Annotated in this window: 19 protein-coding genes; 10 read left to right on the forward strand and 9 right to left on the reverse strand. The window is 46.2% G+C overall.

All coding sequences use genetic code 11. The annotated features are described in order from the left end of the window. Nucleotides 1-21: 21 nt before the first annotated feature. Nucleotides 22-2,652: an ATP-binding protein gene (locus ACUJFK_RS05035; protein WP_445426257.1), complete on the forward strand. Its 2,631-nt coding sequence runs from the start codon at nt 22-24 to the stop codon at nt 2,650-2,652. Nucleotides 2,653-2,736: 84 nt separating this feature from the next. After that, nucleotides 2,737-3,576, forward strand: a complete 840-nt coding sequence (locus ACUJFK_RS05040; RefSeq protein ID WP_226749578.1) for an HDOD domain-containing protein — start codon at nt 2,737-2,739, stop codon at nt 3,574-3,576. 3 nt (nt 3,577-3,579) lie between these two features. Here the strand turns inward: ACUJFK_RS05040 and ACUJFK_RS05045 are convergent, their stop codons facing one another. Both ACUJFK_RS05045 and ACUJFK_RS05050 read right to left on the reverse strand, forming a co-directional pair. Then, nucleotides 3,580-4,485 carry a recombination-associated protein RdgC gene (locus tag ACUJFK_RS05045; RefSeq protein WP_445426258.1) on the reverse strand — a complete coding sequence of 302 codons (906 nt, stop codon included), beginning with the start codon at nt 4,483-4,485 and terminating at the stop codon, nt 3,580-3,582. 57 nt (nt 4,486-4,542) lie between these two features. Continuing rightward, a complete protein-coding gene (locus tag ACUJFK_RS05050; protein ID WP_445426259.1) occupies nt 4,543-6,285 on the reverse strand; it encodes a sensor histidine kinase in 1,743 nt (580 codons plus the stop codon). 125 nt (nt 6,286-6,410) lie between these two features. On the opposite strand from ACUJFK_RS05050, the gene ACUJFK_RS05055 reads away from it, so the two are divergent. From ACUJFK_RS05055 to ung, 5 genes are all read left to right on the forward strand, one after another. After that, a complete protein-coding gene (locus ACUJFK_RS05055) occupies nt 6,411-7,358 on the forward strand; it encodes a diguanylate cyclase (protein WP_445426260.1) in 948 nt (315 codons plus the stop codon). Nucleotides 7,359-7,579: 221 nt separating this feature from the next. Further along, nucleotides 7,580-10,054 carry a bifunctional aspartate kinase/homoserine dehydrogenase I gene (thrA, locus tag ACUJFK_RS05060; RefSeq protein WP_445426261.1) on the forward strand — a complete coding sequence of 825 codons (2,475 nt, stop codon included), beginning with the start codon at nt 7,580-7,582 and terminating at the stop codon, nt 10,052-10,054. Nucleotides 10,055-10,057: 3 nt separating this feature from the next. Next, nucleotides 10,058-11,023, forward strand: a complete 966-nt coding sequence (gene thrB / locus ACUJFK_RS05065; protein ID WP_226749583.1) for a homoserine kinase — start codon at nt 10,058-10,060, stop codon at nt 11,021-11,023. Beyond that, a complete protein-coding gene (thrC, locus tag ACUJFK_RS05070; protein ID WP_445426262.1) occupies nt 11,014-12,297 on the forward strand; it encodes a threonine synthase in 1,284 nt (427 codons plus the stop codon). The genes thrB and thrC overlap by 10 nt, the downstream gene beginning before the upstream one ends. Next, a complete protein-coding gene (ung, locus tag ACUJFK_RS05075; RefSeq protein ID WP_226749585.1) occupies nt 12,297-12,965 on the forward strand; it encodes a uracil-DNA glycosylase in 669 nt (222 codons plus the stop codon). The genes thrC and ung overlap by 1 nt, the downstream gene beginning before the upstream one ends. 40 nt (nt 12,966-13,005) lie before the next feature. On the opposite strand, the gene ACUJFK_RS05080 is transcribed toward ung, so the two are convergent. The 3 genes from ACUJFK_RS05080 to tal form a co-directional block, all read right to left on the reverse strand. Further along, the gene (locus ACUJFK_RS05080) at nt 13,006-13,179 is read right to left on the reverse strand and encodes a DUF3545 family protein (protein WP_226749586.1); all 174 of its coding nucleotides are present in this window, start codon (nt 13,177-13,179) and stop codon (nt 13,006-13,008) included. 175 nt (nt 13,180-13,354) lie between these two features. After that, complete coding sequence (gene pgi / locus ACUJFK_RS05085; protein WP_445426263.1) at nt 13,355-14,974, reverse strand: glucose-6-phosphate isomerase; 1,620 nt, start codon at nt 14,972-14,974, stop codon at nt 13,355-13,357. Between the two features lie 25 nt (nt 14,975-14,999). Continuing rightward, on the reverse strand, nt 15,000-15,950 hold the full coding sequence (gene tal / locus ACUJFK_RS05090) for a transaldolase (RefSeq protein ID WP_229585370.1): 951 nt from the start codon (nt 15,948-15,950) through the stop codon (nt 15,000-15,002). Between the two features lie 340 nt (nt 15,951-16,290). On the opposite strand from tal, the gene yaaA reads away from it, so the two are divergent. From yaaA to arfB, 3 genes are all read left to right on the forward strand, one after another. Next, nucleotides 16,291-17,064, forward strand: coding sequence for a peroxide stress protein YaaA (gene yaaA, locus ACUJFK_RS05095; protein WP_445426264.1), 774 nt, complete (start codon nt 16,291-16,293; stop codon nt 17,062-17,064). 66 nt (nt 17,065-17,130) lie between these two features. After that, a complete protein-coding gene (locus ACUJFK_RS05100) occupies nt 17,131-18,429 on the forward strand; it encodes an inosine/guanosine kinase (protein ID WP_445426265.1) in 1,299 nt (432 codons plus the stop codon). A 9-nt stretch (nt 18,430-18,438) separates the two neighbouring features. Next, nucleotides 18,439-18,855 carry an alternative ribosome rescue aminoacyl-tRNA hydrolase ArfB gene (gene arfB / locus ACUJFK_RS05105; RefSeq protein WP_236128719.1) on the forward strand — a complete coding sequence of 139 codons (417 nt, stop codon included), beginning with the start codon at nt 18,439-18,441 and terminating at the stop codon, nt 18,853-18,855. A gap of 6 nt (nt 18,856-18,861) precedes the next feature. Here arfB and dbpA read toward each other — a convergent pair whose 3' ends face one another. The 4 genes from dbpA to ACUJFK_RS05125 all read right to left on the reverse strand — a co-directional run bounded on the left by dbpA (nt 18,862) and on the right by ACUJFK_RS05125 (nt 22,284). Next, nucleotides 18,862-20,250, reverse strand: coding sequence for an ATP-dependent RNA helicase DbpA (gene dbpA, locus ACUJFK_RS05110; RefSeq protein WP_445426266.1), 1,389 nt, complete (start codon nt 20,248-20,250; stop codon nt 18,862-18,864). 70 nt (nt 20,251-20,320) lie between these two features. Beyond that, the gene (locus tag ACUJFK_RS05115; RefSeq protein ID WP_229585375.1) at nt 20,321-20,641 is read right to left on the reverse strand and encodes a bactofilin family protein; all 321 of its coding nucleotides are present in this window, start codon (nt 20,639-20,641) and stop codon (nt 20,321-20,323) included. A gap of 8 nt (nt 20,642-20,649) precedes the next feature. Continuing rightward, nucleotides 20,650-21,672 (reverse strand): M23 family metallopeptidase, encoded by a 1,023-nt coding sequence (locus ACUJFK_RS05120; RefSeq protein ID WP_445426267.1) that lies wholly within the window; start codon nt 21,670-21,672, stop codon nt 20,650-20,652. A gap of 126 nt (nt 21,673-21,798) precedes the next feature. Then, entirely contained in the window at nt 21,799-22,284 is a 486-nt protein-coding gene (locus tag ACUJFK_RS05125; RefSeq protein ID WP_226749595.1) for an FKBP-type peptidyl-prolyl cis-trans isomerase, read from the reverse strand. Between the last annotated feature and the right edge of the window lie 7 nt (nt 22,285-22,291).

The following is a 22,291-nucleotide window of genomic DNA, read 5'->3' on the forward strand; positions in this document are numbered from 1 at the left end:
TTATCATAGGCGTAAGCCAGCATGAGGCTTCGGGAAACACTGTTAATCTATATGTTGCCGCTATTGATTTTACCTTTAGCGCTGCTAGGCTATTTGGCATATCACTACAGTAACACCGTCAAACAGCAACAATTGTTTCAGCAGGTTTCACAGCATTTAAACGACCAACAACAATACCTCAATGACTATTTAAGAGTTAATCAGACTAAGCTGTCGTTACTCACCATCTCAAAACGCCTTAATCAGTATTTACAGACGGGCTCCGCCGAAGATAAACAGGCCGTTGATAACTTGTTTCAAGAAGTCGCTGCGCAAGATGAAACGCTACGATCAATCAAGTTGTTGCGGCTAAATGGCGATGAGGATGTGATATACCCACTTCAACAGGTGGTTTCGACGGTACCTAGCCGTTTTAGGAATGAATATTTTTCTTTAGTGCAAGCAATGATCGAAGATCAAACGGTATTTCTCGCGCCACATGGCGCAGATCGTCAATTACAGGTCTTTATTGTGAAAAAGCTTTACCTTGCGGATAGTCGCGCGAATCGGCAAGTGTGGGGTTATATTTTGATGGTACTCGATGCCGAGCCCTTTGCCCAAGTCGCGAATAACCCTGTTTCAGCCAATAGTGTCACTTTATTGGTTAATCGTGCCGCCACCATTGCGTATGCCGCTAATCAATCTTTAATTGGGAGTGCCTTCCCACCCAGTCAATATCGGATCATTCAGCAGAGTATTGACCATACTAATTTTATTGATAGTTTATTGCTGGGCCAACCGAAACTTTTACTCGGTAAAAACTTAGCGGGCTCGTATCAGCTGATCTACGGCGTGGATGCAGACGAGATGTATAGCCAGTTTTCAAAATGGCCATTGCATATATTGTTGTTCGCGTTATTTTGTATCTTCGCAGTGCCTATTCTAATACATCAAATACTGATTTATCAGGTGTTTAACCCGGTAAAACAACTGACGGCAGCCAAAACGGCGGTTGGCCGGGGGAATTTTGCTACATTCCTTGAAATACGTAAGCAAGATGAACTCGGTGATATGTTCGCGGCTTTTAATGTGATGGTGCGCCAGTTACGCGTGTACCGTGAACGCGAAACGATCTATAAACAGCAACTCGAAGATAAGGTATTGCGTCGTACTCAAGATCTCGCCCGGGCCAATAGCGATTTAGCATCAGCTAACCAAGAATTAATTTTAGCGCGTGAAGTGGCCGAGCAAGCCAACCGTTTAAAAAGTGTTTTTTTAGCTAACATGAGCCATGAGATCCGCACACCACTGACCGCGATTATTGGTTTTAGTGAGCAAGCCTTAAATGAAACAGAACAAGCAACCCGTTCGGATTATTTACGGCGCGTGTTGCGCAGTAGCGAACATTTGCTTGGCTTAATCAACGATATTTTGGATTTATCAAAAATTGAAGCTGACAAATTAGAGCTGCAATTAAGCCAGGTCGATTACTTGGCGATGCTTAATGAAATTTATCAGCAGACCAAGGAGCAAGCCCGCCAAAAGAGGCTAGAGTGTCAATTACACATTCAGTTTCCGTTACCGCAAACTCTTTATGTGGACAGCTTGCGTCTTCGACAGGTGTTATTAAATCTCACCAGTAACGCCGTGAAATTTACCCGTAAAGGTAAGATCTTGTTGGCGGTCAGTTATGATGCAGCACATTCGCGGCTGTCGATTAAAATAAAAGACACTGGCATTGGCATGAATAACGAAGAGCAACAGCGTTTATTCCAGCCCTTTATGCAAGCCGATGCCACCGTTACTCGCGATTTTGGTGGAACGGGTTTAGGCCTGTGTATCTCGAAAAAGCTGATTGAGCAAATGTCGGGTGATATTTTGGTCGAGAGTGTCAAGGGCATTGGCAGTAGCTTTGAATTACTGTTGCCTGTTGCCGACAAAGTGAACCTGATTGAGCAATATGAGGCTGTTGAACCCCTTGTTGAGCCGCTAACCGAGCGTGAAACGCAGTGGCAGCTTAATGCGCTGGTGGCGGAAGATAACCCGGATAACCAACTGCTGCTAGCGTTAATGCTAGATAAAGTGGGAGTGCATCATGAATTGGTCAGTAATGGCCATCAAGCGGTAGAGCGCGCTTTAGCCGGCCGTTATGATGTGATTTTTATGGATATGCAAATGCCTGTGATGGGTGGAGAAGAGGCCACTCAATTGATCCGACTGGCCGGCGTGAACACCCCCATTATTGCAGTGACGGCTAATGTGATGGCTGAGGATGCCGAGCGTTATCGTCTAGCGGGGTGTCAGGAATTACTTGGCAAGCCTATTGTGCAAAAAGAATTTTTGTCCTTGTTGCGTCGTTATGCTAAAACAACGTCAAGCAAATTACAGGAGTTGGAACAGCATTTAGCCCAAGATCCCGCAATGCAAGCGCTAAAAGCGCGTTTTAAAGCGCAGTTGCCGGCGTTATTACAGCAATTTGAGCTAGCTTTGCAGCAGCAGGCTTGGTCTAGCTTAGAGTTTGATGCCCATAGCTTAAAAGGCAGTGCGGGCAGTATGGGGTACCCACAGCTCACCCAACTTGCCGACGCATTAGAAAAAATAGCAAAACAGCAAGATGTGGCTGCGGTGCAAGCTATGTTGCAACAGATGCAGCAGATAATCGAGCAAGCTTAATGTAGTCGCATCGGCTTAAACCGAGGGTGCTCACTATTAAGCCCTATAACGAGTTTTCATTGATTAACCGAGAGACTGCGCAGTATGAGTGCACAACAAGCATTACTGACTATTTTAGATGACAAGATCCGTAATGACCGCTTGGTCTTACCGACCTTGCCAGAAATTGCGTTACGAGTTCGGCAACGAGCCGATGATGCCAGCGTAAGCCTTGCGCAAATGGCAGAAGTTATTTCACAAGATCCCTCTTTGGCAGCCCGGCTGATGAAAGTCGCTAACAGCGCCTTTATGGGGCGTTCAATTAAGGTGAGCACCTTAAACCAAGCAGTTACTCGAATTGGTTTAAGCCAAATTAAAAATATTGCCACCGCGATGGCGGTAGAGCAGTTATTCATATCGCAATATAAACAAGTACAGCAGCATTTAGATAAATTATGGCAAGACAATGTGCAGGTCGCGGCAATCGCGGTGGCTTGCTTAAAAGCCTATCAAACGGTGAATAAGCAATGTACGTTAAGTGCAGATGTGATGACGTTATGTGCGTTAGTGCATAATATTGGGGCACTTGCCGTGATCACCGAAGCCGAACGGCATCCAGAAGTATTTGGGCATCCGATTTTTTTAACCAGTGTGATCGACAAGGCGGCGCCTTATATAAGTGTCAAAGTGTTAAAGGCCTGGGGTTTCGATGACGAGTTGCAGCGCGCAGCCAAAACATGGCGTGTCTGCAAGGCCAGCCCAGAATTAGATTATACTGATTTTATTCGTTTAGCGGCCGTAGCTCGCGGTTTTTACAAATCAACGGAAGAACAACACCAATTGCTAACGCATTATGTTACGCAGCAAGTGGTGTCGGTACCGGAGTTTATGCAACAACCGCAAATTGCCAACCTGTACCAAGACATTCGGCAACTGTTTCAATAAATCTTAACTTTCCGGATGGCTTTTCACCTGCTCGCTGATGGCGAGCAGGGCATTGTTGACACTGTCCGCCATCAATAACAAATCAGCATCTAATCGCGCCGGTAAATCATCCCAGCCCAGTTCATCGTTGTGATCAATAACGCTATCTGGGTATTTGACTTGTTTGATACTGCCATCATCAGTGATGGTTAATGAGACACCTTCGGTTTGTTGCAAGCTAATGCGCGTAACCAATTTATCTTGTAAATGGGTTTGCACTTCATCGGCGCTGAGTAAATGATTACTAAAGCGCACCTTGGCGCCTTCTTCATCGGGCGCTTTTAACTCGACTTCCGCCCCTGGCATAAAGCCCTTGGGTAAATCTTCATGCTTTAACCATTGTTGCAACTGACTATTCAGTTTATGACTGTCTAACCAAGGTAAAGCCGGTAAAGAACCAATAGCTTTGCGCAGTAAAGCCAAGATATCTTCTGCTTTACTCGCACTGCTGCTATTAATGACCAACCAGTTTTGTTGCGCATCATAATAACCTTGAGTCAGCTGAGAGCGACTGAAAGCACGCGGCAGTAAAGTATGGATAAGCTCTTCTTTTAAAGCCTGCTTTTCTTTGCGACTTAACGCGCGGCCTTGTTCTTGCTCGGCAGCATCAATTTTGGGTTGTAATTCTTCATTGATCACGGCAGCAGGCAGGATCTTTTCTTGGCGCTTAATCGCAAAAAACCAGCGGTGCTGCTGTTGATGGCAATATTGTTTAATACTGTTATGCAGAGGATAGCTAAACCCACTTTTCACTGCTTCTTGACCGGTACAAGGGCTGAACTTAAATTCAGCGAAGGCTTGCTCAAGGCTGGCCAAATCTGTTGTCAGCGGAGCGCTGAGTTTGTAAACCCGAATATTTTTAAACCACATAAAAACCTTACTTCATTTTACAGCAAAGAGTGGCAGTATAACCTGCTTCAAGCGGCGCTATCTATTTAGTTTTTTAGGAAAACAAATATGATAATGCAAGCCTTCGCCCAGTTGGCTGCTGACCTCAATGCTGCCACCTAGCGTTTGGCGTACTAAGTTGTAGATGATATGTGTACCTAAGCCGCTGCCACCCTGATTGCGCTTGGTGGTGAAGAACGGATGAAATAATTGCGCTAACTGATCGGCCGCGAGCCCTTTACCATCATCAGCATAATGGATGTCAATATTGTGTTCGTTGTCTAGCACGGTAATGCGGATCAGCCCATGCTCTCGGTCTTCAAAGCCATGGATCAATGAGTTCATCAACAGGTTGGTAATAATTTGTGAAATGGCACCGGCAGGGCAATCTAGGATAATGCTCTCTTCACAGTTCACCTCAATTTGGTACTGGGTTTTCTTAAAATGCGGCTGTAATGAACGAATAATTTCATTGAGATAGTGGCAAAGATTTATGGTGCGTGTGGCTTCACTGGCTTGATCCACGGCGATTTGTTTAAAGCTAGCAATCAGATCGGATGCTCGCGATAAATTTGATTGTAATAAGGCAGTACTTTGTTGCGCTTCTTGTAAGAATTCTTCGAGCATTTTGGGCGTAAGCTGTTTTTGTTGATAAGCGCTGCTCAGTTTGCTGACACGCTCATCTAAAAAGCTGGTGGCCGTAACACAGATCCCGACGGGGGTATTCACTTCATGAGTAATGCCAGCGACTAAACCGCCGAGTGCCGCCATTTTTTCAGATTGCACTAACCGGTCTTGCGCTAAGTTTAAGTTATCAATGGTTTCCTGCAACTCACGTTGTTTTTGCAGTAAGTTACTTTCTGTTTGCACGCGCTGTTCGATCTCTTCACGCAGAGCTTGTTTCTTATGCAGTAATTCTTGTTTTTGTTGTTGCAAATCCATCATCGCTTGACTTAACCCCGAGGTTTTCCGCGCGACTTCTTGTTCTAATAAGAGGTTTTGTTGATCTAATTTATTATGTGATACCAGCAATTGTTGCTGTGTTTGTTTTAATTGGCCTTGATTGTCGCTTAACCGAGCCAGCAGCCGGTTAAACGCATTCGCCATAAAGGATAGTTCAGCGCCTTGGTCTTCTGCGACAATGACTTTGCTGCCATCTAACTGGTCGAGCTCTAAATCTTCAATTTGTTGGCTTAAATCAGCCAAAGGTTCAATCAGATAACGGCGAAACGCCAGTAGAAATAAGATGATTAAAAAAGTGGTTTTTAGCATTGCGTTGGCAATCAGGAAATATAAACCCACTTTGATACGTTCGATAACAATATCGCGGCTGGAAAATAGCGTGACATCGCCCACTTGGCTCGTTCTGCCAGAAAACTCAAAGATTAACGGAAAGGTAAATCCAAAAATACCCGAGCCTTGTTCACTTAAGCTGACTTCTTCACTCACCAATTGGTTGCTAAAGCGTTGTTGAATATCAATATAACGGCCAGATTGAGTAATAATGGCGCCGTTATCGTCCCGCACAATAATCCCTTCAATCGTTGGGATGGCTAACAAGCCGTCTGCAATATTCAAGGTTTGTGGGGTGTTGAGCTCCCAAATCGCCCTCGTCAAACTGCCAGCGAAGGTGTTTTGTAAGGTGGTTAGCTCGTTATTAATATAATTTTTGGCGTTGTAATATTCAGCAACGATCTGGCCAACGGTCACCACAAGCGTCAAAATAAAATAGACTGATAAGACTTTTGTCAGCAGCTTTTTTGACAAGCTGGGTTGCTGCATGGTATCACCCTGAAATTGATCATCGTTTTATTGTTATGTATTACTGTTACCATAACGAATAAGCGTAAGATTTAAAATAGTTATAGCAAAATAGTCAGCAATCGGCAGTAAAAAGAGGAATCTGTGTGATCTCGTCGATATTAGTGTCCATGGTACAACATTTACCTGGTGGCGTTCTGTTACTGAATTCGCATTGCCAAATCAGTTACGCCAACAGCTTTATTTACCGATATAGCGAATTGACAGAGCGAGAGCTGGTAGGCAAATCGTTTTTTTCTTTGTTTCCCGAAGTGCCTAAAGCGTGGTTCAATCGGAAAATGCAGAGCGTGTTGACTAGCCAACAAACCGAACAGATTAGCTGGCAACAGCGCTTGTATTTACTCAAGTTTCCTCGCCAACAACACCTGGACCAAACACAAGTGTATATGGCGCAAAATTGCACGCTTATTGCCTTACGTCACCCTCAAACTCACGAACAATTTCTGTGCTTGTGGATCCAAGATGCCAGCGAGCAAGCGCGTTATCACGCTAAATTATTAATGACGCAGCAGCAATTAAAAATTCATGATCGCCAAGATAGTCTTACCGGCTTGATGAATCGGCAATTTTGGCAGCAACAATTACTGTTAGAAATCGCACGAGCCGAGCGCTATGAGCGGCCTTTATCGCTAATGATGTTTGATATTGATCAGTTTAAACACCTTAATGATCAATATGGCCACAAAGCAGCAGATATCTTGTTACAGTCGCTGGCGCGTCATTGTGCAGGGCTATTGCGTGATAATGATCTCTTAGCACGCTTCGGTGGCGCCTCTTTTGCGGTCGTGCTGCCAGATACCACCTTAAATGGGGCAATAGAAGTGGCTAACCGGGTCCGTTTGCAATTATCAGAACAGGCTTTTATCGAGCATGAACCCAAAGTGCGGGTGACAATTAGTGCGGGCGTGAGTTTGCATCAAATGTCGAACAGTGCAGTTGAACTGATCTTGCAAGCCGATCAAGCGCTGTATCAAGCCAAACGAGCAGGCCGAAATCAGGTCAGTATTTGGAATACCGCAGCGATAGCCAGTTAAATCAGAAAAAGGATTGACAGACGTCTATAAGTCCGTGCATAGTGTGTTCATGAAAATAAAAATGACAGCACTCACCATGATTATTATCACCACCAACCCTGCGGGGTAGGAGGTCGGCGGTGTGTTGTCTGTAAAAAGGCCCGTGACCTCAAAAGGTTTCGGGTTTTTTTTTGGCCGATAATGGCGATGGGTCTGCGATAGCAAAACAACGAAAGACGACAATGCGCGAGGAGAGAGAGATGAGGGTGCTAAAATTTGGTGGATCATCGTTGGCGTCAGTTGCCCGCTTCAGTGAAGTGGCAACGATCGTGATGCAACAAGCTACGACGGAACAAGTGTGTTTAGTCTTATCGGCCCCACAAGGGGTGACCAATACGCTGGTAGAATTAACGGATCTGGCTTATTTGGGTGCCGATTTTCAAGCGCTACTGCAACAGTTACAGCAACGTTATCAGCAACTATTGCAAGATGTGGTGGGTATCAGTGCCGCACAGCAACAGGTTGTGCAACAGTTAATTACCCAGCAAATTGAACAATTAAGTTTGCGATTACAGGGTATGAGCCTATTACGCTTCTGTCCCGATCATATCAAGGCGCAAATTCTGGGCTTGGGTGAACAATTTAGCGTGGCGCTGATGACAGCGTTGTTGCAAGCGCGTGGTGCAGATGCCGCATCACTTGACTCCGTAAAATTAGTGAAAAGCCATGGTGATTTCTTAAATGCCACCGCGGATGTGGAAGCGACGGCACAACAATTTCAACAAGCCCTTGCCGGTTTGCCCGCCAGTATCTATGTGTTAGCGGGTTTTGTTTCAAGCAACGCTCAAGGCGAAACGGCTTTATTGGGGCGAAACGGTTCAGATTACTCTGCTGCAGTCGTCGCTGCGGCGATCCGAGCCAGTGCCTGTGAAATCTGGACTGACGTTGATGGTGTTTACAGTGCCGATCCCCGGCAAGTAAAACAGACGCGCTTAATTGATCGTTTGTCGTATGATGAAGCGATGGAGCTATCGTACTTTGGTGCTAAAGTACTGCATCCGAAAACCATCGGCCCCTTAGCGCGAGTGCAAATACCGTGTTATATCAAAAATACGTTGAACCCAAGTGCACCCGGAACCTGTATCGATAACGACGGTGATGGGGAAGCCTTAGTGAAAGGGATCTCAAGCCTAGAGCATTTAGCGTTAATTACTGTTTCCGGCCCTGGCTTGAAAGGTGTCGTGGGCATGGCGAGCCGGATTTTCGCTTCCATGGCACGTTCACAGATCTCGGTCAGTTTGATCACACAATCTTCGTCTGAATTCAGTATCAGTTTTTGTGTGCCTCAATTACATTTGCAGGCCGCTAAACGCGCGTTAGAACAAGAATTTGAACTCGAATTACAAACCAAATTATTACGCCCGTTAATCATTCAATCTGATATGGCCATTGTCAGCTTGGTGGGGGATGGCATGCGCCAACATAAAGGCGTTGCCGCGAAGTTCTTTGCCTCTTTAGCGCAAGCCCGAGTAAATGTTGTGGCGATAGCGCAAGACAGCAGTGAGCGTTCAATCTCGGCGGTGGTAGAGCAACGCAGTTGTCAAAGTGCGGTAAAAGTGTGTCATGAAAACTTCTTTAGCCATATCCCGAGTATTGATGTGTTTTTGGTGGGGTGTGGTGTGGTTGGTAGTGAGTTATTGGCTCAGATCCATCGTCAACAAGCGTTTTTGCAACAACGACAAGTGCGCTTAACGGTGTACGGCATTGCCAACAGTAAGCAGCTTTTATTAGCCGGCGATGGCATTGCGTTAGAGTCATGGCAGCAACAATTGCCGGCTGCCAAGCAAACCTTCTCTTTGGCTGAGTTAAATCGTTTTGTGCAAGAACAGCATTTGATTAACCCGGTATTGGTGGATTGCACCAGTTCACAGCAAATTGCCGATCAGTATGCTGATTTTCTGGCGGCAGGTTTTCATGTCGTGACACCCAACAAAAAAGCCAACACAGCCAGTTTAGACTATTATCACAAGCTACGGACCGTTGCCCAGCAACAGCGTCGTCGCTTCTTATATGAAACCACTGTAGGCGCTGGCTTACCGGTCATTGATACTCTGCAAGGTTTAATTAACGCGGGTGATGAACTGTTAGCCTTTGAAGGCATTTTATCCGGTTCACTCTCTTATATTTTTGGTGAGTTAGAAGCGGGTGTTGCTTTATCAACCGTGACGGCCAAAGCCAAGGCGCTGGGCTTTACTGAGCCGGATCCACGTGATGATTTATCGGGTATGGATGTCGCACGTAAGCTGTTAATTATGGCGCGGGAATCGGGTTTACAGCTGGATTTAAGTGATGTCGAGGTGGAGTCTGTATTACCTGCCGACTTTGATGCCAGTGGCAGTATCGATGACTTTATGGCGCGTTTACCCAGCCTTGACGAGCATTTTGCAAAGCGCTTAGCCGAAGCCAAAGCAGCAGGGCAGGTGCTACGTTACATTGGTGAAATTCGTGATGGTAAATGTAAGGTGGCCATTAAAGCGTTAGCGGTTGATCATCCCTTAGCAAAAGTGAAAGACGGTGAGAACGCCTTATCGATGTTAAGTCGTTATTACCAACCTATCCCGTTTGTGCTGCGGGGCTATGGTGCCGGAGCCGCAGTGACGTCGGCAGGGGTGTTTAGCGATATCATGCGCACGCTAAGTTGGCAGCAGCAGGTATAAATAATGCAAAAAAACAGTATTAAACGGTATTACGCTCCGGCATCGACCGGTAATTTGTCGGTCGGCTTCGATTTGCTTGGCGCAGCCTTTGCGCCAGTAGATGGCAGTTTGCTGGGCGATGTATTAGATATCTTAGGCGAGGCGGAGTCTTTATCGCTGACCATCAGTGGCCGTTATGTGCATCAATTACCTGCAGCTACCACGGATAATTTAGTAAGCCAAGCCTTTTATGCTTTTGAGGAAGCGTTAGGTAAAACGCTACCTCGCTTGCAATTACACTTACATAAGAATCTACCCGTTGGTAGCGGTTTAGGTTCTAGTGCTTGCTCAATTGTTGTCGCTTTTTATGCATTTAACGATTATTTCGGTCAGCCCTTTAGTCAAACTGAACTGCTACAACTGATGGCCACTGCTGAAGGGGGCGTCAGTGGTAGTGTGCATTATGACAATGTCGCGCCTTCTTATTTTGGTGGCTTGCAATTAATGCTACCGGATAGCCCGGCAATTTGTCGCAGTTTGCCTTGGTTTGCAGACTGGCAAGTGGTGTTATGCTACCCCGGTACCGTGTTATCCACCAAAGCGGCGCGTGAAGTGTTACCAAAACAACTCTCGTTAGCACATAGCATTAAATTTGCAGGTGCCTTAAGTCGCTTTGTTAGCGCCTTATACAGTAGCGACGACGTTGATGCGGCGGCCGCTTTACAAGATCTGGTGGCTGAACCGGCACGTTTGCCGCTATTACCTGAATTAACGGCATTGCGAGCAGCGCTCACTGACGCAGGGGTGTTGCATTTAGGTATTTCTGGCGCAGGGCCAACGTTATTTGCCGTATGTAATAGTAGCGCTGTAGCTGATTTCACGGCTCAATATCTGCAAACCCATTATGCAAAAAATCAAGATGCGCTCACCGTAGTGTGTCGTCTGGCGAATACAGGCGCGCGGGCGCTGGAGGAACAAGCATGCAATTAAATAATTTAAAAGTACCTGCAGAGCAGGTCAGTTTTTTACAAGCTGTACGCCAGGGGCTAGGGCAGCAACAAGGGCTGTTTTTCCCGAGCAGTTGGCCCAAATTGGATATTGAGCATTTACTGAGTTTGCCCTTAGTACAGCGCAGTGCGGAGATTTTATCTGCGCTGATTGGTGATGAACTCAGCCCGCAGCAAGTACACCAGATGGTTGCACAGGCTTTTACCTTTCCGGCACCGCTGGTTGCAGTAAACGAGCAAGTGCATTGCCTAGAGTTATTTCATGGCCCAACGCTAGCTTTTAAAGATTTCGGTGGGCGCTTTATGGCGCAAGCGTTGGCGCAAGCGCAGCAGCAACAACATACTACGATTGTGACTGCCACTTCGGGTGATACTGGGGCTGCCGTGGCGCATGCCTTTTTTAAACAACCAGGTGTGCAAGTGGTGATTTTGTATCCGAAGGGTAAAATCAGCATGCTGCAAGAAAAACTGTTTACTACGTTGGGTGAAAATATTACCACCGTAGCGGTGGAAGGCGATTTTGATCAATGCCAAGCGTTAGTTAAACAAGTTTTCGATCATAAAGCACTGGTTGCTGAATTTAATATCAACTCGGCTAACTCGATTAATATCAGCCGCTTGTTTGCACAAATTTGTTATTACTTTGAAGCTATGGCACAAGTACCGGTAGATAAACGCTCAGAAGTGGTTATCGCGGTGCCGAGTGGTAACTTTGGTAACCTAACGGCGGGTTTAATTGCCAAAGCTTTGGGGTTAACGATCAAGCGCTTAGTGGCTGCAACCAATCTTAATGATACGGTGCCTCGTTATTGGTTAAATGGCGAATGGCAGCCAAAAGATACCCGTGCAACCTTGTCTAATGCTATGGATGTCAGCGCCCCCAACAATTGGCCGCGGGTTGAAGCATTGCTAGCGCAAGGTGTGATAAGCCGCAGTGATATTGAAGCGACCATGGTTGATGAAGACGATACGCAAGTCGGTATGCGTTTATTGGCGCAAGAAGGTTATTTAAGCGAGCCGCATGCGGCCGTGGCTTATAAAGCGTTAAAGCGTAGTTTACAACCGGGTGAGTTTGGGATCTTCTTAGGTACGGCGCATCCGGCCAAGTTTAAAGAGCAGGTCGAGAATATTCTTGGCAATCCAATCGCGTTACCGGCAATTTTAGCTAAATGTGCCGCTGAACCTGGCTTAAATTTAGAGATCCCTGCTGACTTTAGTGCCTTAGAGCACGTGATTCGGCAAACGGCTGCTCAATAATGCTGTGGGCCGATGTGTTGGCTGCTGAAAAACAGCAGCCTTATTTTTTAGACTTACTGGCTCAGGTTGAACAAGCGCGAGCCAGTGGTAAGGTGATTTATCCACCGAGTAATGAGGTGTTTAATGCGTTTAAATTAACGCCATTAGCACAGCTAAAAGTGGTTATTTTAGGCCAGGATCCCTATCACGGGCCAAATCAAGCACATGGTTTGGCTTTTTCAGTTAGAGCAGGGGTAAAAGTGCCGCCGTCGCTACGTAACATCTACAAAGAGCTGGCGCTGGAATATGCTGATTTTTCCGCCACGGATCAAGGCTGTTTACAGCGCTGGGCTGAGCAAGGGGTATTGTTACTGAACACGGTGCTGACTGTGGAAGCGAATAGCCCGAATTCACATCAGAAACTTGGGTGGGAGATGTTTACCGATTTTGTTATCCAACAAATTTCCGCTCACTCTGAACAGGTGGTGTTTTTATTGTGGGGCAGTCATGCGCAAAAGAAAGCCCGGTTGATTGATGCTCAGCGGCATCATATTTTAACAGCGCCGCATCCTTCGCCTTTATCAGCGCACCGAGGATTTTTCGGATGTGGTCACTTTTTACAGACCAATAGCCTATTAAAAGCGGCGGGTAAGACGCCGATTAATTGGCATGCGATCCTAGCACAGTGATGAAAACAATAGGCCCGCTACAGAGTAGCGGGCCTATTGTTTATAATTCAATGGTATCTAGTTCAGGTTCGATGGTCCAATCTATGTCACAGAGTTCCTTTTTGAGACGTTGACGCTCTTTCAGCTCTTCAATTTCACGCCATTTGCGTTTGACCACACGTGTCTTCGCAGCAGGTCGTTCCAACATATTCAGTAAGTCTTCGAAGCTTTCCATATTACGGCCTCATCTGATGTTGATTTTGTTGTTATTTTCAACAAAGGTTCTACCATATTTTGTTTAAAAATAAAACTAAAAAGTGACAACAAGATGACAAGCTAAAAAAAGGCTGCGAAAGCAGCCTTTTTACGTTAATCAAATAATAATAAGCTTGGTAAACTTAGTGGTATGCCTAAGGTTTTTGCAAAAAGCGTTTTATTAAGCTGGCGGTTGAGCAATCAAATTGTCCGTCAGCTTGACCACTGATCGCCTGATAAATGGGGCCTGAGAGTTGTTTACCTAACTCGACGCCCCATTGATCAAAGCTGTTCAGCTCCCAAATAGCCCCCTGACAAAACACCTTATGCTCATACATGGCGATTAACGCGCCGAGGTGATAAGGCGATAAAGCATCGAGTAGTAGGGTGTTGCTGGGCTTATTACCCGGCGATACTTTATGTGGCGCCAGCTCTGCCGCGGCCTGTTGTGTCATGCCTGCAGCTAAGCATTCGGCAAGGGCTTCCTCTTCCGTTTTACCCTGCATCAACGCTTGTGTTTGCGCAAAACAATGCGCCGCTAAGCGTTGATGTTGATCCGCTAAGCTGTGGCTTACCTGTAAGGGCAGAATAAAATCAGCCGGTACTTTTAATTGGCTTTGATGTAACAATTGATGATACGCATGTTGACCATTAGTGCCTGCATCGCCCCAGATCACCGGTGCCGTGGCGTCTTGTAGTGGTTGGCCGCGACGGTCAACCGACTTACCATTACTCTCCATATCCAGTTGTTGCACATAAGAGGGCAATAAACGTAAATAATGACTGTAAGGCAATAAGGCTTGAGCTTGGCAACCAAAACCATTGATGTACCAAATGCCTAGCAATGCCAAAATAACCGGCAAGTTTTCACTAAAGGGGGCATTAAAAAAGTGCTCATCCATGGCGGCAGCACCGGCTAGCAATTCTTTAAAAGCGCTATTGCCGATCATTAATGCAATGGGTAAACCAATGGCAGACCATAATGAATAACGACCACCAACCCAATCCCACATGGGTAAAATATGTTTCTCAATAATGCCAAACTCGGCAGCCGCTTTAACATTAGACGAGGTCGCCCAAAAGTGATGAGCAATGGCGTTACTGTCGGCACCAGCGTCGTTAAACCACTGCCGTAATGCCAAGGCATTTTGTTTGGTTTCTTCGGTGCCAAAAGACTTAGACGCCACCACGACGAGGGTGGTGGCAGGATCGAGTTTTTTGGTAATATCGCTCACCACCGCACCGTCGATATTACCTGCGAAGTGCAAGTTCACCGGGCTGCAATGATAGGGAGTCAGTGCTTCTACGGCCATCTGTGGGCCTAATAATGAGCCACCAATGCCAACCCAGACTAAATCAGTAATCGGTTTACCTTGATAGCCGATATAACACTGTGCGTGTAAATCATCAATTAATTGTGCCATTTGCTGCTGACAAGCCGTAATGGCTGCACCAATATCTTCGCCGGCTAGCTGTAAATTGCTCAAATCTTGTTGGCGCAATCGCGTATGCCACACGGTGCGATGTTCAGTATTATTAATGGCCGCACCGGCTTGCATCTGTTTACTGAGCTGACGAATTTTGCTTTGTGTAGCTAATTGCTGCAAGGCTTGCCAACTTTGCTCGTCTAATAAATTTTTTGAATAATCTAAATAGATACCACAAGCGCTAGTGCTAAAGCGTTTAGCACGGCCCGGTTCTGCCGCAAATAATTGCCGCAGGGGTTGCTGCTTCGCTGCTAGAGGGCTTAATAAAGCCGAAAGGGTTACCGACATCGCGTCATCTCCTACAAATCAGAGGTTAAAGTTGGGCAGCGAGTAATGCTTCGAGTTTGCGTTGATCCACAGCAAATTTGCGGATCCCTTCAGCCAATTTTTCCGTCGCCATGGCGTCTTCGTTGAGTGCCCAGCGAAAGGCTTCTTCGGTTAATGCTGCCGGTTTCGTCGCTGTGGCGCCGTCATCTTTCAAATGTACGGTTAATTCGCCTTGCTGCTGTTGCAGCTCTTCTAACAAACCTGGGCTGATGGTTAAACGGTCACAGCCGGCAAGCGCCAATACTTCACCAATATTGCGGAAGCTGGCACCCATCACTACTGTGTTGTAACCATGGGTTTTGAAGAAGCGGTAGATTTCGCGTACCGATAAAACACCGGGATCGGTTTCGGCGGTATAGTCTTGTTTGGTATTGGCTTTGTACCAGTCGAGTATACGCCCAACAAAGGGAGAAATCAGGAACACACCGGCTTCGGCACAAGCGCGTGCCTGCGCCATGTGGAATAACAGGGTTAAATTACACTGAACGCCTTCTTGCTCAAGCACTTTGGCCGCTTGGATCCCTTCCCAAGTTGAGGCAATTTTAATTAAGATGCGTTCACGACTGACACCGTTTTGCTGGTATAAGGCCACTAATTGCCGTGCCTTGGTTAAGGTTGCATCACGATCAAAGGACAATCTGGCATCGACTTCGGTAGACACGCGACCAGGGACTAACTTACTAATAGCCGTGCCAATATCTACCGCAAATTTATCACTGGCTAAGCTTAACTGCGCGTCTTTGTCACTGGTTTGTGCTTTAGCATAGGCAATAGCTGCCGCTAAGATGGGCTTGGCAAAGTCGAGTTGACTGGCATTTAATAATAACGATGGATTGGTGGTGGCATCTACCGGACGAAACTGTTCAATAGCACCTAGATCACCGCTATCAACGACCACGGTGGTGACGGCTTTTAATTGGCTTAGAAGATCATTCATGTTGTTCACTTACCACTTATTAGTTGGAATTAGCTTAAGTATACGTCTAAATGGCTATTCTTGTAATAAAATAACAACAAAATAGCCGTTTGTCTAAAAACAGGGTTAATGTGGGATCTGCCCTTAACGAGGCGGCTCTGCCGTTAGTTGCAGTTTAACGAACGTAAGATGGCAGTCAGCAAAAACCAGATACAGCGGGCGACAGAGTGGTAACGCTGATGCAGATTCCTTTTGCAATCGAGTTAGTAAACAGCATAATGGGCTATATCGTTGTCTGCAAGGTCTGAAACAGCGGCTGTGCAGTATAAACGCTCATTTTGTCAAAATAGGAGCCGTCTTTATGTTGATGGTGGTATCGCCAGCCAAAGATTTAGATTTAACCCCCGTCGCGCGTGAGCTGAGTTTTAGCCAACCTGCTTTATTACAGGATGCCAAAGCATTAGCCACGGTTTGTAAGCAGTTAACCCCAGCTGATTTGTCATCGTTAATGCATATTAGTGATAAGTTGGCCGGTTTAAATGCGGCACGCTTCGCGCAGTGGCAACCTCCGTTTAATACCGACAATGCGAAAGCTGCGTTATTTATGTTCAATGGTGATGTGTATCAGGGCTTAGCGGCAGATAGTCTGTCGGATGACGAGCTACGCTATGCGCAAAACCATTTGCGTATTCTCAGCGGTTTATATGGTGTATTAAGACCCTTGGATTTGATGCAAGCTTATCGGCTTGAGATGGGCACAAAACTGTCTAATCCGCGCGGTAAAGATCTGTATGCCTTTTGGCAGGCCGAAGTGACTAAGGCTTTACAGCAACAGCTGGCGGCTTTAGGCAGTGATGTATTACTCAATTTAGCCTCACAAGAGTATTTTAAAGCGGTTGATAAAAAACACTTATCAGCACGTATTATTACGCCTGAGTTTCGGGACTATAAAAATGGCCAATACAAAATCATCAGTTTTTATGCCAAAAAAGCGCGTGGCCTGATGGCGCGTTATGTGATCCAGCACGCATTACAGGAACCCGCACAATTACAACAATTCGACCTTGATGGTTATTATTTCAGCGATACGTTATCCAGCTTGGATAAACCGGTGTTTTTGCGTGATGCCAGCTGACATTACTTTACTTTTTTGCCGGTATTTTTGTTAACATATCGGCTTGTTTTCAGTTGAGCTTACGCTATGAAATTTCCTGGTCTGCGCAAAATAAAGCATTACTTCCCAGTATCCCAACCTAAACCACAACTGCCCAGTTTTGAAGTGCGGCCGGAGTTGGACACGTATATCGTAGGGCTTGATCAAACTATCGTTGATGTAGTGGCCAGTGTCAGTGATGAGTTTCTCGCGAAACATAATATTCCCAAAGGGTTATCCAATTTAGTCACACATGAAAAAGCCAACGAGATCTACCATGAGTTGGTGGTGGAGCAAGCGATTTCGGATCATTTTGCCGGTGGCACTATTGGTAATACCATTCATAATTACTCCGTATTAGCCGATGATAAATCGGTGTTGCTCGGCGTGATGTCGGCCAATATCGCGCTGGGTTCGCCAGCCTATCATTATGTGTGTCATACCAGCTCGAAAGTGGATATGAACCGCCTGCAAGGTGTTGCCGGTGATATTGGCCGTGGTATCACGATGATTACGCCCGATGGTGAACGTACTTTTGTTATCGATCCCAGTGATATGGATCAGTTGGCACCGGAGTATATCCCGACTGACATTATTGCAGGTGCCGCAGCATTTGTGGTGAGTGCTTACCCCTTGCGCGCCACTGATCAGCCCATTCAACAAGCTATGCTTAAAGCGTTGTCTGATGCCAGTGAGCAGCAAGTACCGGTTGTGATGAGCTTAGGTACACGGCATTTGGTGGAAGAAAACCGCGAGCAAATCATTGAAACCGTAAGCAAATATGTCAATGTTCTGGCGATGAATGAATTAGAGGCCGAAGCGTTAACCGGCTTTGCTGATCCGCTAAGCGCAGCGCAAGCCGCTTTAGAGATCACCGATATGGTGTTGATCACCGCGGGTGCTGAGGGGCTATACTTGTGCGGTTATACTGATGAAAGTATGAAACGTGAAAGTTCTAACCCGATCAAATCAGCCAGCTTAGCAGATTTTAATCGCTTTGAGTTTAGTCGGCCGATGCTGCGGCAAAATTGCCAAGCCCCCTTGAAGGTGTATTCGCACATTGATCCGTATTTAGGCGGTCCAGAGCGCATTAAAAATACCAATGGCGCCGGTGATGGGGCCTTAGCGGCCATATTACACGATATGGCGGCGAATCATTATCATAAACAAGTGCAGCCGTTATCGAGCAAGCACGAAGAGTCATACTTGGCTTATTCATCGTTTGCACAATTATGTAAATACGCCAATCGGGTCAGCTATGAGATTTTAGTACAGAATGCTCCTCGTTTGTCTAAAGGCCTACCTGAGCGCGAAGATAGCTTAGAAGAGGCTTACTGGGAGCGTTAAGGAGCAGCGGTGATCAGGATTAATGCAAATGTTCATGTAGCAGATGATGAGTTGAGTTGGCAATTTGTGCGCTCATCTGGCCCTGGTGGCCAGCATGTAAACAAAGTATCAACGGCAGTGTTGCTGCAGTTTGATATTGCCCACTCCAGCTTACCTGAGATCTACAAAAGCCGTTTGCTGCAATTGTCTGATCACCGTATTACACCCAGCGGCAAAATTTTGATTAAATGTCAGCAAAGCCGCAGCCAAGAGCAAAACCGCGAGCTGGCATTATTGCAATTTGTGGAGCTGGTGCACAGTGTCAGTAAAACCCCGAAGAAGCGTTTTGCCACCAAACCGACTTATGGCAGCCAGCAAAAACGCTTACAACAGAAGAAGCAGCAAGGCCAAACTAAGGCCTTGCGCCGTGATAAAGGTTTTGAGTAGGGCTAGTTAATCGTTACCTAAACGGTAGGCCCGAAAACTGCGGCCCTTGATGCGGCTGTTGTTTAATTGCTGCAAAGCGGCTTTTAAAGCGCTGCGTTTTACCGCCACATAAGCCCGAAAATCCTGCAATTGAATTTTACCAATATCGGCAAAAGCAATCTGATCATCACGGGTGAGCGCACCCACAATATCGGCCGGGCGTAATTTTTGTTTTTTACCGCCGTCAATTTCAATGGTTGCCATTAACGGTAATAGCGGCTTGCTATTGCGGGTTTCAGGTAAGGGCTCAGGATTAATCTCTTGGCCCAGCGCTTCTTCAAGTTGGCTAATTTTATTACCGTCTTGCGTGGTATACAGCGTGCAGGCGACACCTTGCTCGCCGGCACGACCTGTGCGGCCAATGCGATGGATATGCGTATCCGTATCGTGCGACAGTTCATAGTTAATCACCAGATCGAGCTTTTCGATATCTAAACCGCGTGCCGCCACATCGGTGGCCACCAACAATTGTAAGCTGCCATTGGCAAATTGCAGCAGTTGTTGTTCGCGTTCGCGTTGCTCTAAATCACCGTGTAAGGCAGCCACACTAAAACCGGCATTTTTTAATTGCTCGGCTAAGCTTTGTACTTCTTTACGGGTATTGGCAAAAATAACGCAGCTTTGCGGTGCTTTAGCCAAAATTAAACGTACCGTGGCTTGGCTGCGTTCTTGGTTATGGCTTAGCAAAAAGAATTGCTGATTAATGTTGGCTTTGGTAGCAGGGCTATCAATAATCACTTCTTGGGGTGAGTGTAACAGCTCGTTTGCTAGTTTCTTTACGGCAGGCGCAAAGGTGGCACTAAACAGCAGTTGTTGGCGCTGTGCTGGCATAGCATCGATGATCTGTTGTAAGTCTTCGGCAAAACCCATCTCGAGCATCCGATCGGCTTCATCGAGCACTAACATCGTCAGTTCTTCTAGGTTCAAACGCTCATGTTGTAAATGATCTAACACTCGACCCGGTGTGCCCACAATGATGTGCGCACCGTGTTCTAAAGACAAAATTTGTCCTTTGGCCGGAATACCACCACATAAGGTTAATACTTTGATGTTATGGATGCCGCGCGCCAAAGTTCGAATTTCGGTGGCGACTTGTTCAGCCAATTCACGTGTGGGGCATAACACTAAACTTTGTACCCGAAAACGCTTAACGTCTAAATTGCTGAGTAAGCCTAGTGCAAAGGCGGCTGTTTTACCCGAGCCCGTTGCGGCCTGAGCCAGCACATCTTTACCCGCTAAAATTGCTGGTAGGCTTTGTGCCTGCACAGGCGTAGGCTGATGATAATTCAAGCTGGTTAAGGTATCGAGTAAGGCGGGTGAAAGCGCAAAAGCGCTGAAACTAAGTTGAACACTCAAGGGAACTATCCTGCACTAGGCGCAGACCCATTGTCTGCACGTAAAGGGCATAGTGTAGCATAAACAGGCGTTATTTCGCTTGGCTAAGTTCAGCAACGTTGTTGGGTTGCAATTCGTCGGTTAACAGAAGATTTTGTTGGCCAGGTTTAGAGGCATGCGTTTCGCCGAAAAAACTGCCACCCCGTTCGATACACAGATTATCGCTGAACACCACGCCATGTGCTTTGCCTTGAGGCAGTATTTCAACTATATTAGCGGTGATTTGACCATCGAAATAGCCATTTATCATCACCTTGTCAGCGGTGATTTCGCCAACAACTTTACCACTACAGCTGATGATGACAGTACTTTTGCATTCGACGTTACCTTCAAGTTCGCCGTCGATTTGCATATCACTGTTTACTCGGCAGTTGCCGTTAAGGACGCATCCCTCAGCGATGACAGTTGTAATTGTGTGCTTGCCTTGGTTTGCAACATGGTTACCAAAGAATCCCATTTAATACTCCTCTCTTTTTCGAACAACAGGTCGAAATTACCGGAATCCCATTCCATAAAGTGTTGTGGATTAAGTGACCGGTCAAGAAAATGAATTTCATAGTGTAAATGCGGTGCGGTAGAACTGCCGGTATTGCCTGCTTTAGCGATTAATTGGCCTTTGTGGACAAAGGTGCCACTTGCCACATTAAAGTCTGATAAATGAGCGTAAAGCGTGGCAAAACCAAAAGCATGACGTATTTTTAATAAGTTGCCATAACCGCTATTGCTGCGACGCACCACTTCTACCACGCCGTCAGCAGGGGCATAAATTTCGGTGCCTTTCGGTGCTGTGAGATCGATACCATTATGATGCTTGCGCTTGCCTAAAATAGGGTGGGTACGAACGCCATAGCGAGAAGAACGTTTATCGAAATCAAGTGGTGAGCCATTGGGTACCAGCTGCAACATGGCCATCCTTGCACTGGCATTTACGGTGGCGATATCCAGTCGAGCTTCTAAATTTTGGTCGATACCTTGCTCTAAACCTAAATTCTGTTCAATTTCACCCAAACGCTGGCTGACTTGCAGCATCTGATCTTGTTTAAGGGTTAATTCGTGTTCTAGGGTTTCGCGAGCGGCATTTAACTGAGCCAGTTGTTGCTGTAAAGCATTCGTTTGCGAGGTCAGTAGCTGTTGCTCGGTTTTGGTTTGTTCAACCGTATGCAGCAAATAGTTAATCACCGCCGCGGTGATCAGTACTGAAAACAGCACAAGCCATAAGCCAATAACAGCATTGCGCTTAAATATCTTACCGATACTAAAGTGCTTGGTGCCGTTGATGCTAGAGATAGAAATACTAATACGATCTTTCATCAGCTGGATAATGTGCTCAGTGGCTGAAAAATAACAATGGCTAAAAATATGTGGCTTTGGGGTGGCTGTCAAGCAGTTCATGCGGCGGGTTGCACTACTTCAGAGCAATGATTTTTCAGTTGGCATGTTTGCTTAGGATCAATAAAAAAACCGCAGCGGTCACTGCGGTTCTTTTTTTATCAATGAAATCAATAGGCCTTAGTGTGAAGCATGTCCATCTAAACCATGCACATGGCCGTGCGCCAGTTCTTCCTCTGTCGCATCACGAACTAACACAACTTCAACATCAAAACTGAGTTCAATGCCGGCGAGTGGGTGATTACCATCAACGACGACTTCTTCTTCTGTGACGTCGACAATAATGACTGGCTGTTCACGTCCATCCGGGCCGGATGCGCGGAAACGCATGCCTACTTCTACATCCATACCTTCAAACATGTTTTTCGGTACGGATTGTACTAGTTGATCATGACGCTCGCCGTAAGCATCTGCAGCAGCAATGCTGCTCGTAAATTTATCGCCACTGTTTTTGCCAATCAGTGCTTGTTCCAGACCTGGGATCAATGCACCATGGCCAAACAGGAAGACTAGAGGTTCGCCGCCAGCAGAAGAGTCAAGCTGGTTACCTGCAGTATCTGTTACTGTGTAATGGATGGCGACGACTTTGTCTTGAGAAATGGTCATGCAAACC

Source organism: Alishewanella sp. HL-SH06 (assembly GCF_052656265.1).

What these genes read in the sequence shown, in the direction of transcription:
- ACUJFK_RS05115 (WP_229585375.1), bottom strand. Translation starts at nt 20,641, where the DNA reads ATGCAAATCGACGGCGAACTTGAAGGTAACGTCGAATGCAAAAGTACT.
- ACUJFK_RS05040 (WP_226749578.1), top strand. Translation starts at nt 2,737, where the DNA reads ATGAGTGCACAACAAGCATTACTGACTATTTTAGATGACAAGATCCGT.
- ACUJFK_RS05125 (WP_226749595.1), bottom strand. Translation starts at nt 22,284, where the DNA reads ATGACCATTTCTCAAGACAAAGTCGTCGCCATCCATTACACAGTAACA.
- ACUJFK_RS05080 (WP_226749586.1), bottom strand. Translation starts at nt 13,179, where the DNA reads ATGGAAAGCTTCGAAGACTTACTGAATATGTTGGAACGACCTGCTGCG.
- ACUJFK_RS05045 (WP_445426258.1), bottom strand. Translation starts at nt 4,485, where the DNA reads ATGTGGTTTAAAAATATTCGGGTTTACAAACTCAGCGCTCCGCTGACA.
- thrC (WP_445426262.1), top strand. Translation starts at nt 11,014, where the DNA reads ATGCAATTAAATAATTTAAAAGTACCTGCAGAGCAGGTCAGTTTTTTA.
- pgi (WP_445426263.1), bottom strand. Translation starts at nt 14,974, where the DNA reads ATGTCGGTAACCCTTTCGGCTTTATTAAGCCCTCTAGCAGCGAAGCAG.
- ACUJFK_RS05035 (WP_445426257.1), top strand. Translation starts at nt 22, where the DNA reads ATGAGGCTTCGGGAAACACTGTTAATCTATATGTTGCCGCTATTGATT.
- thrA (WP_445426261.1), top strand. Translation starts at nt 7,580, where the DNA reads ATGCGCGAGGAGAGAGAGATGAGGGTGCTAAAATTTGGTGGATCATCG.
- ACUJFK_RS05100 (WP_445426265.1), top strand. Translation starts at nt 17,131, where the DNA reads ATGAAATTTCCTGGTCTGCGCAAAATAAAGCATTACTTCCCAGTATCC.
- ung (WP_226749585.1), top strand. Translation starts at nt 12,297, where the DNA reads ATGCTGTGGGCCGATGTGTTGGCTGCTGAAAAACAGCAGCCTTATTTT.
- yaaA (WP_445426264.1), top strand. Translation starts at nt 16,291, where the DNA reads ATGTTGATGGTGGTATCGCCAGCCAAAGATTTAGATTTAACCCCCGTC.
- thrB (WP_226749583.1), top strand. Translation starts at nt 10,058, where the DNA reads ATGCAAAAAAACAGTATTAAACGGTATTACGCTCCGGCATCGACCGGT.
- ACUJFK_RS05050 (WP_445426259.1), bottom strand. Translation starts at nt 6,285, where the DNA reads ATGCAGCAACCCAGCTTGTCAAAAAAGCTGCTGACAAAAGTCTTATCA.
- tal (WP_229585370.1), bottom strand. Translation starts at nt 15,950, where the DNA reads ATGAATGATCTTCTAAGCCAATTAAAAGCCGTCACCACCGTGGTCGTT.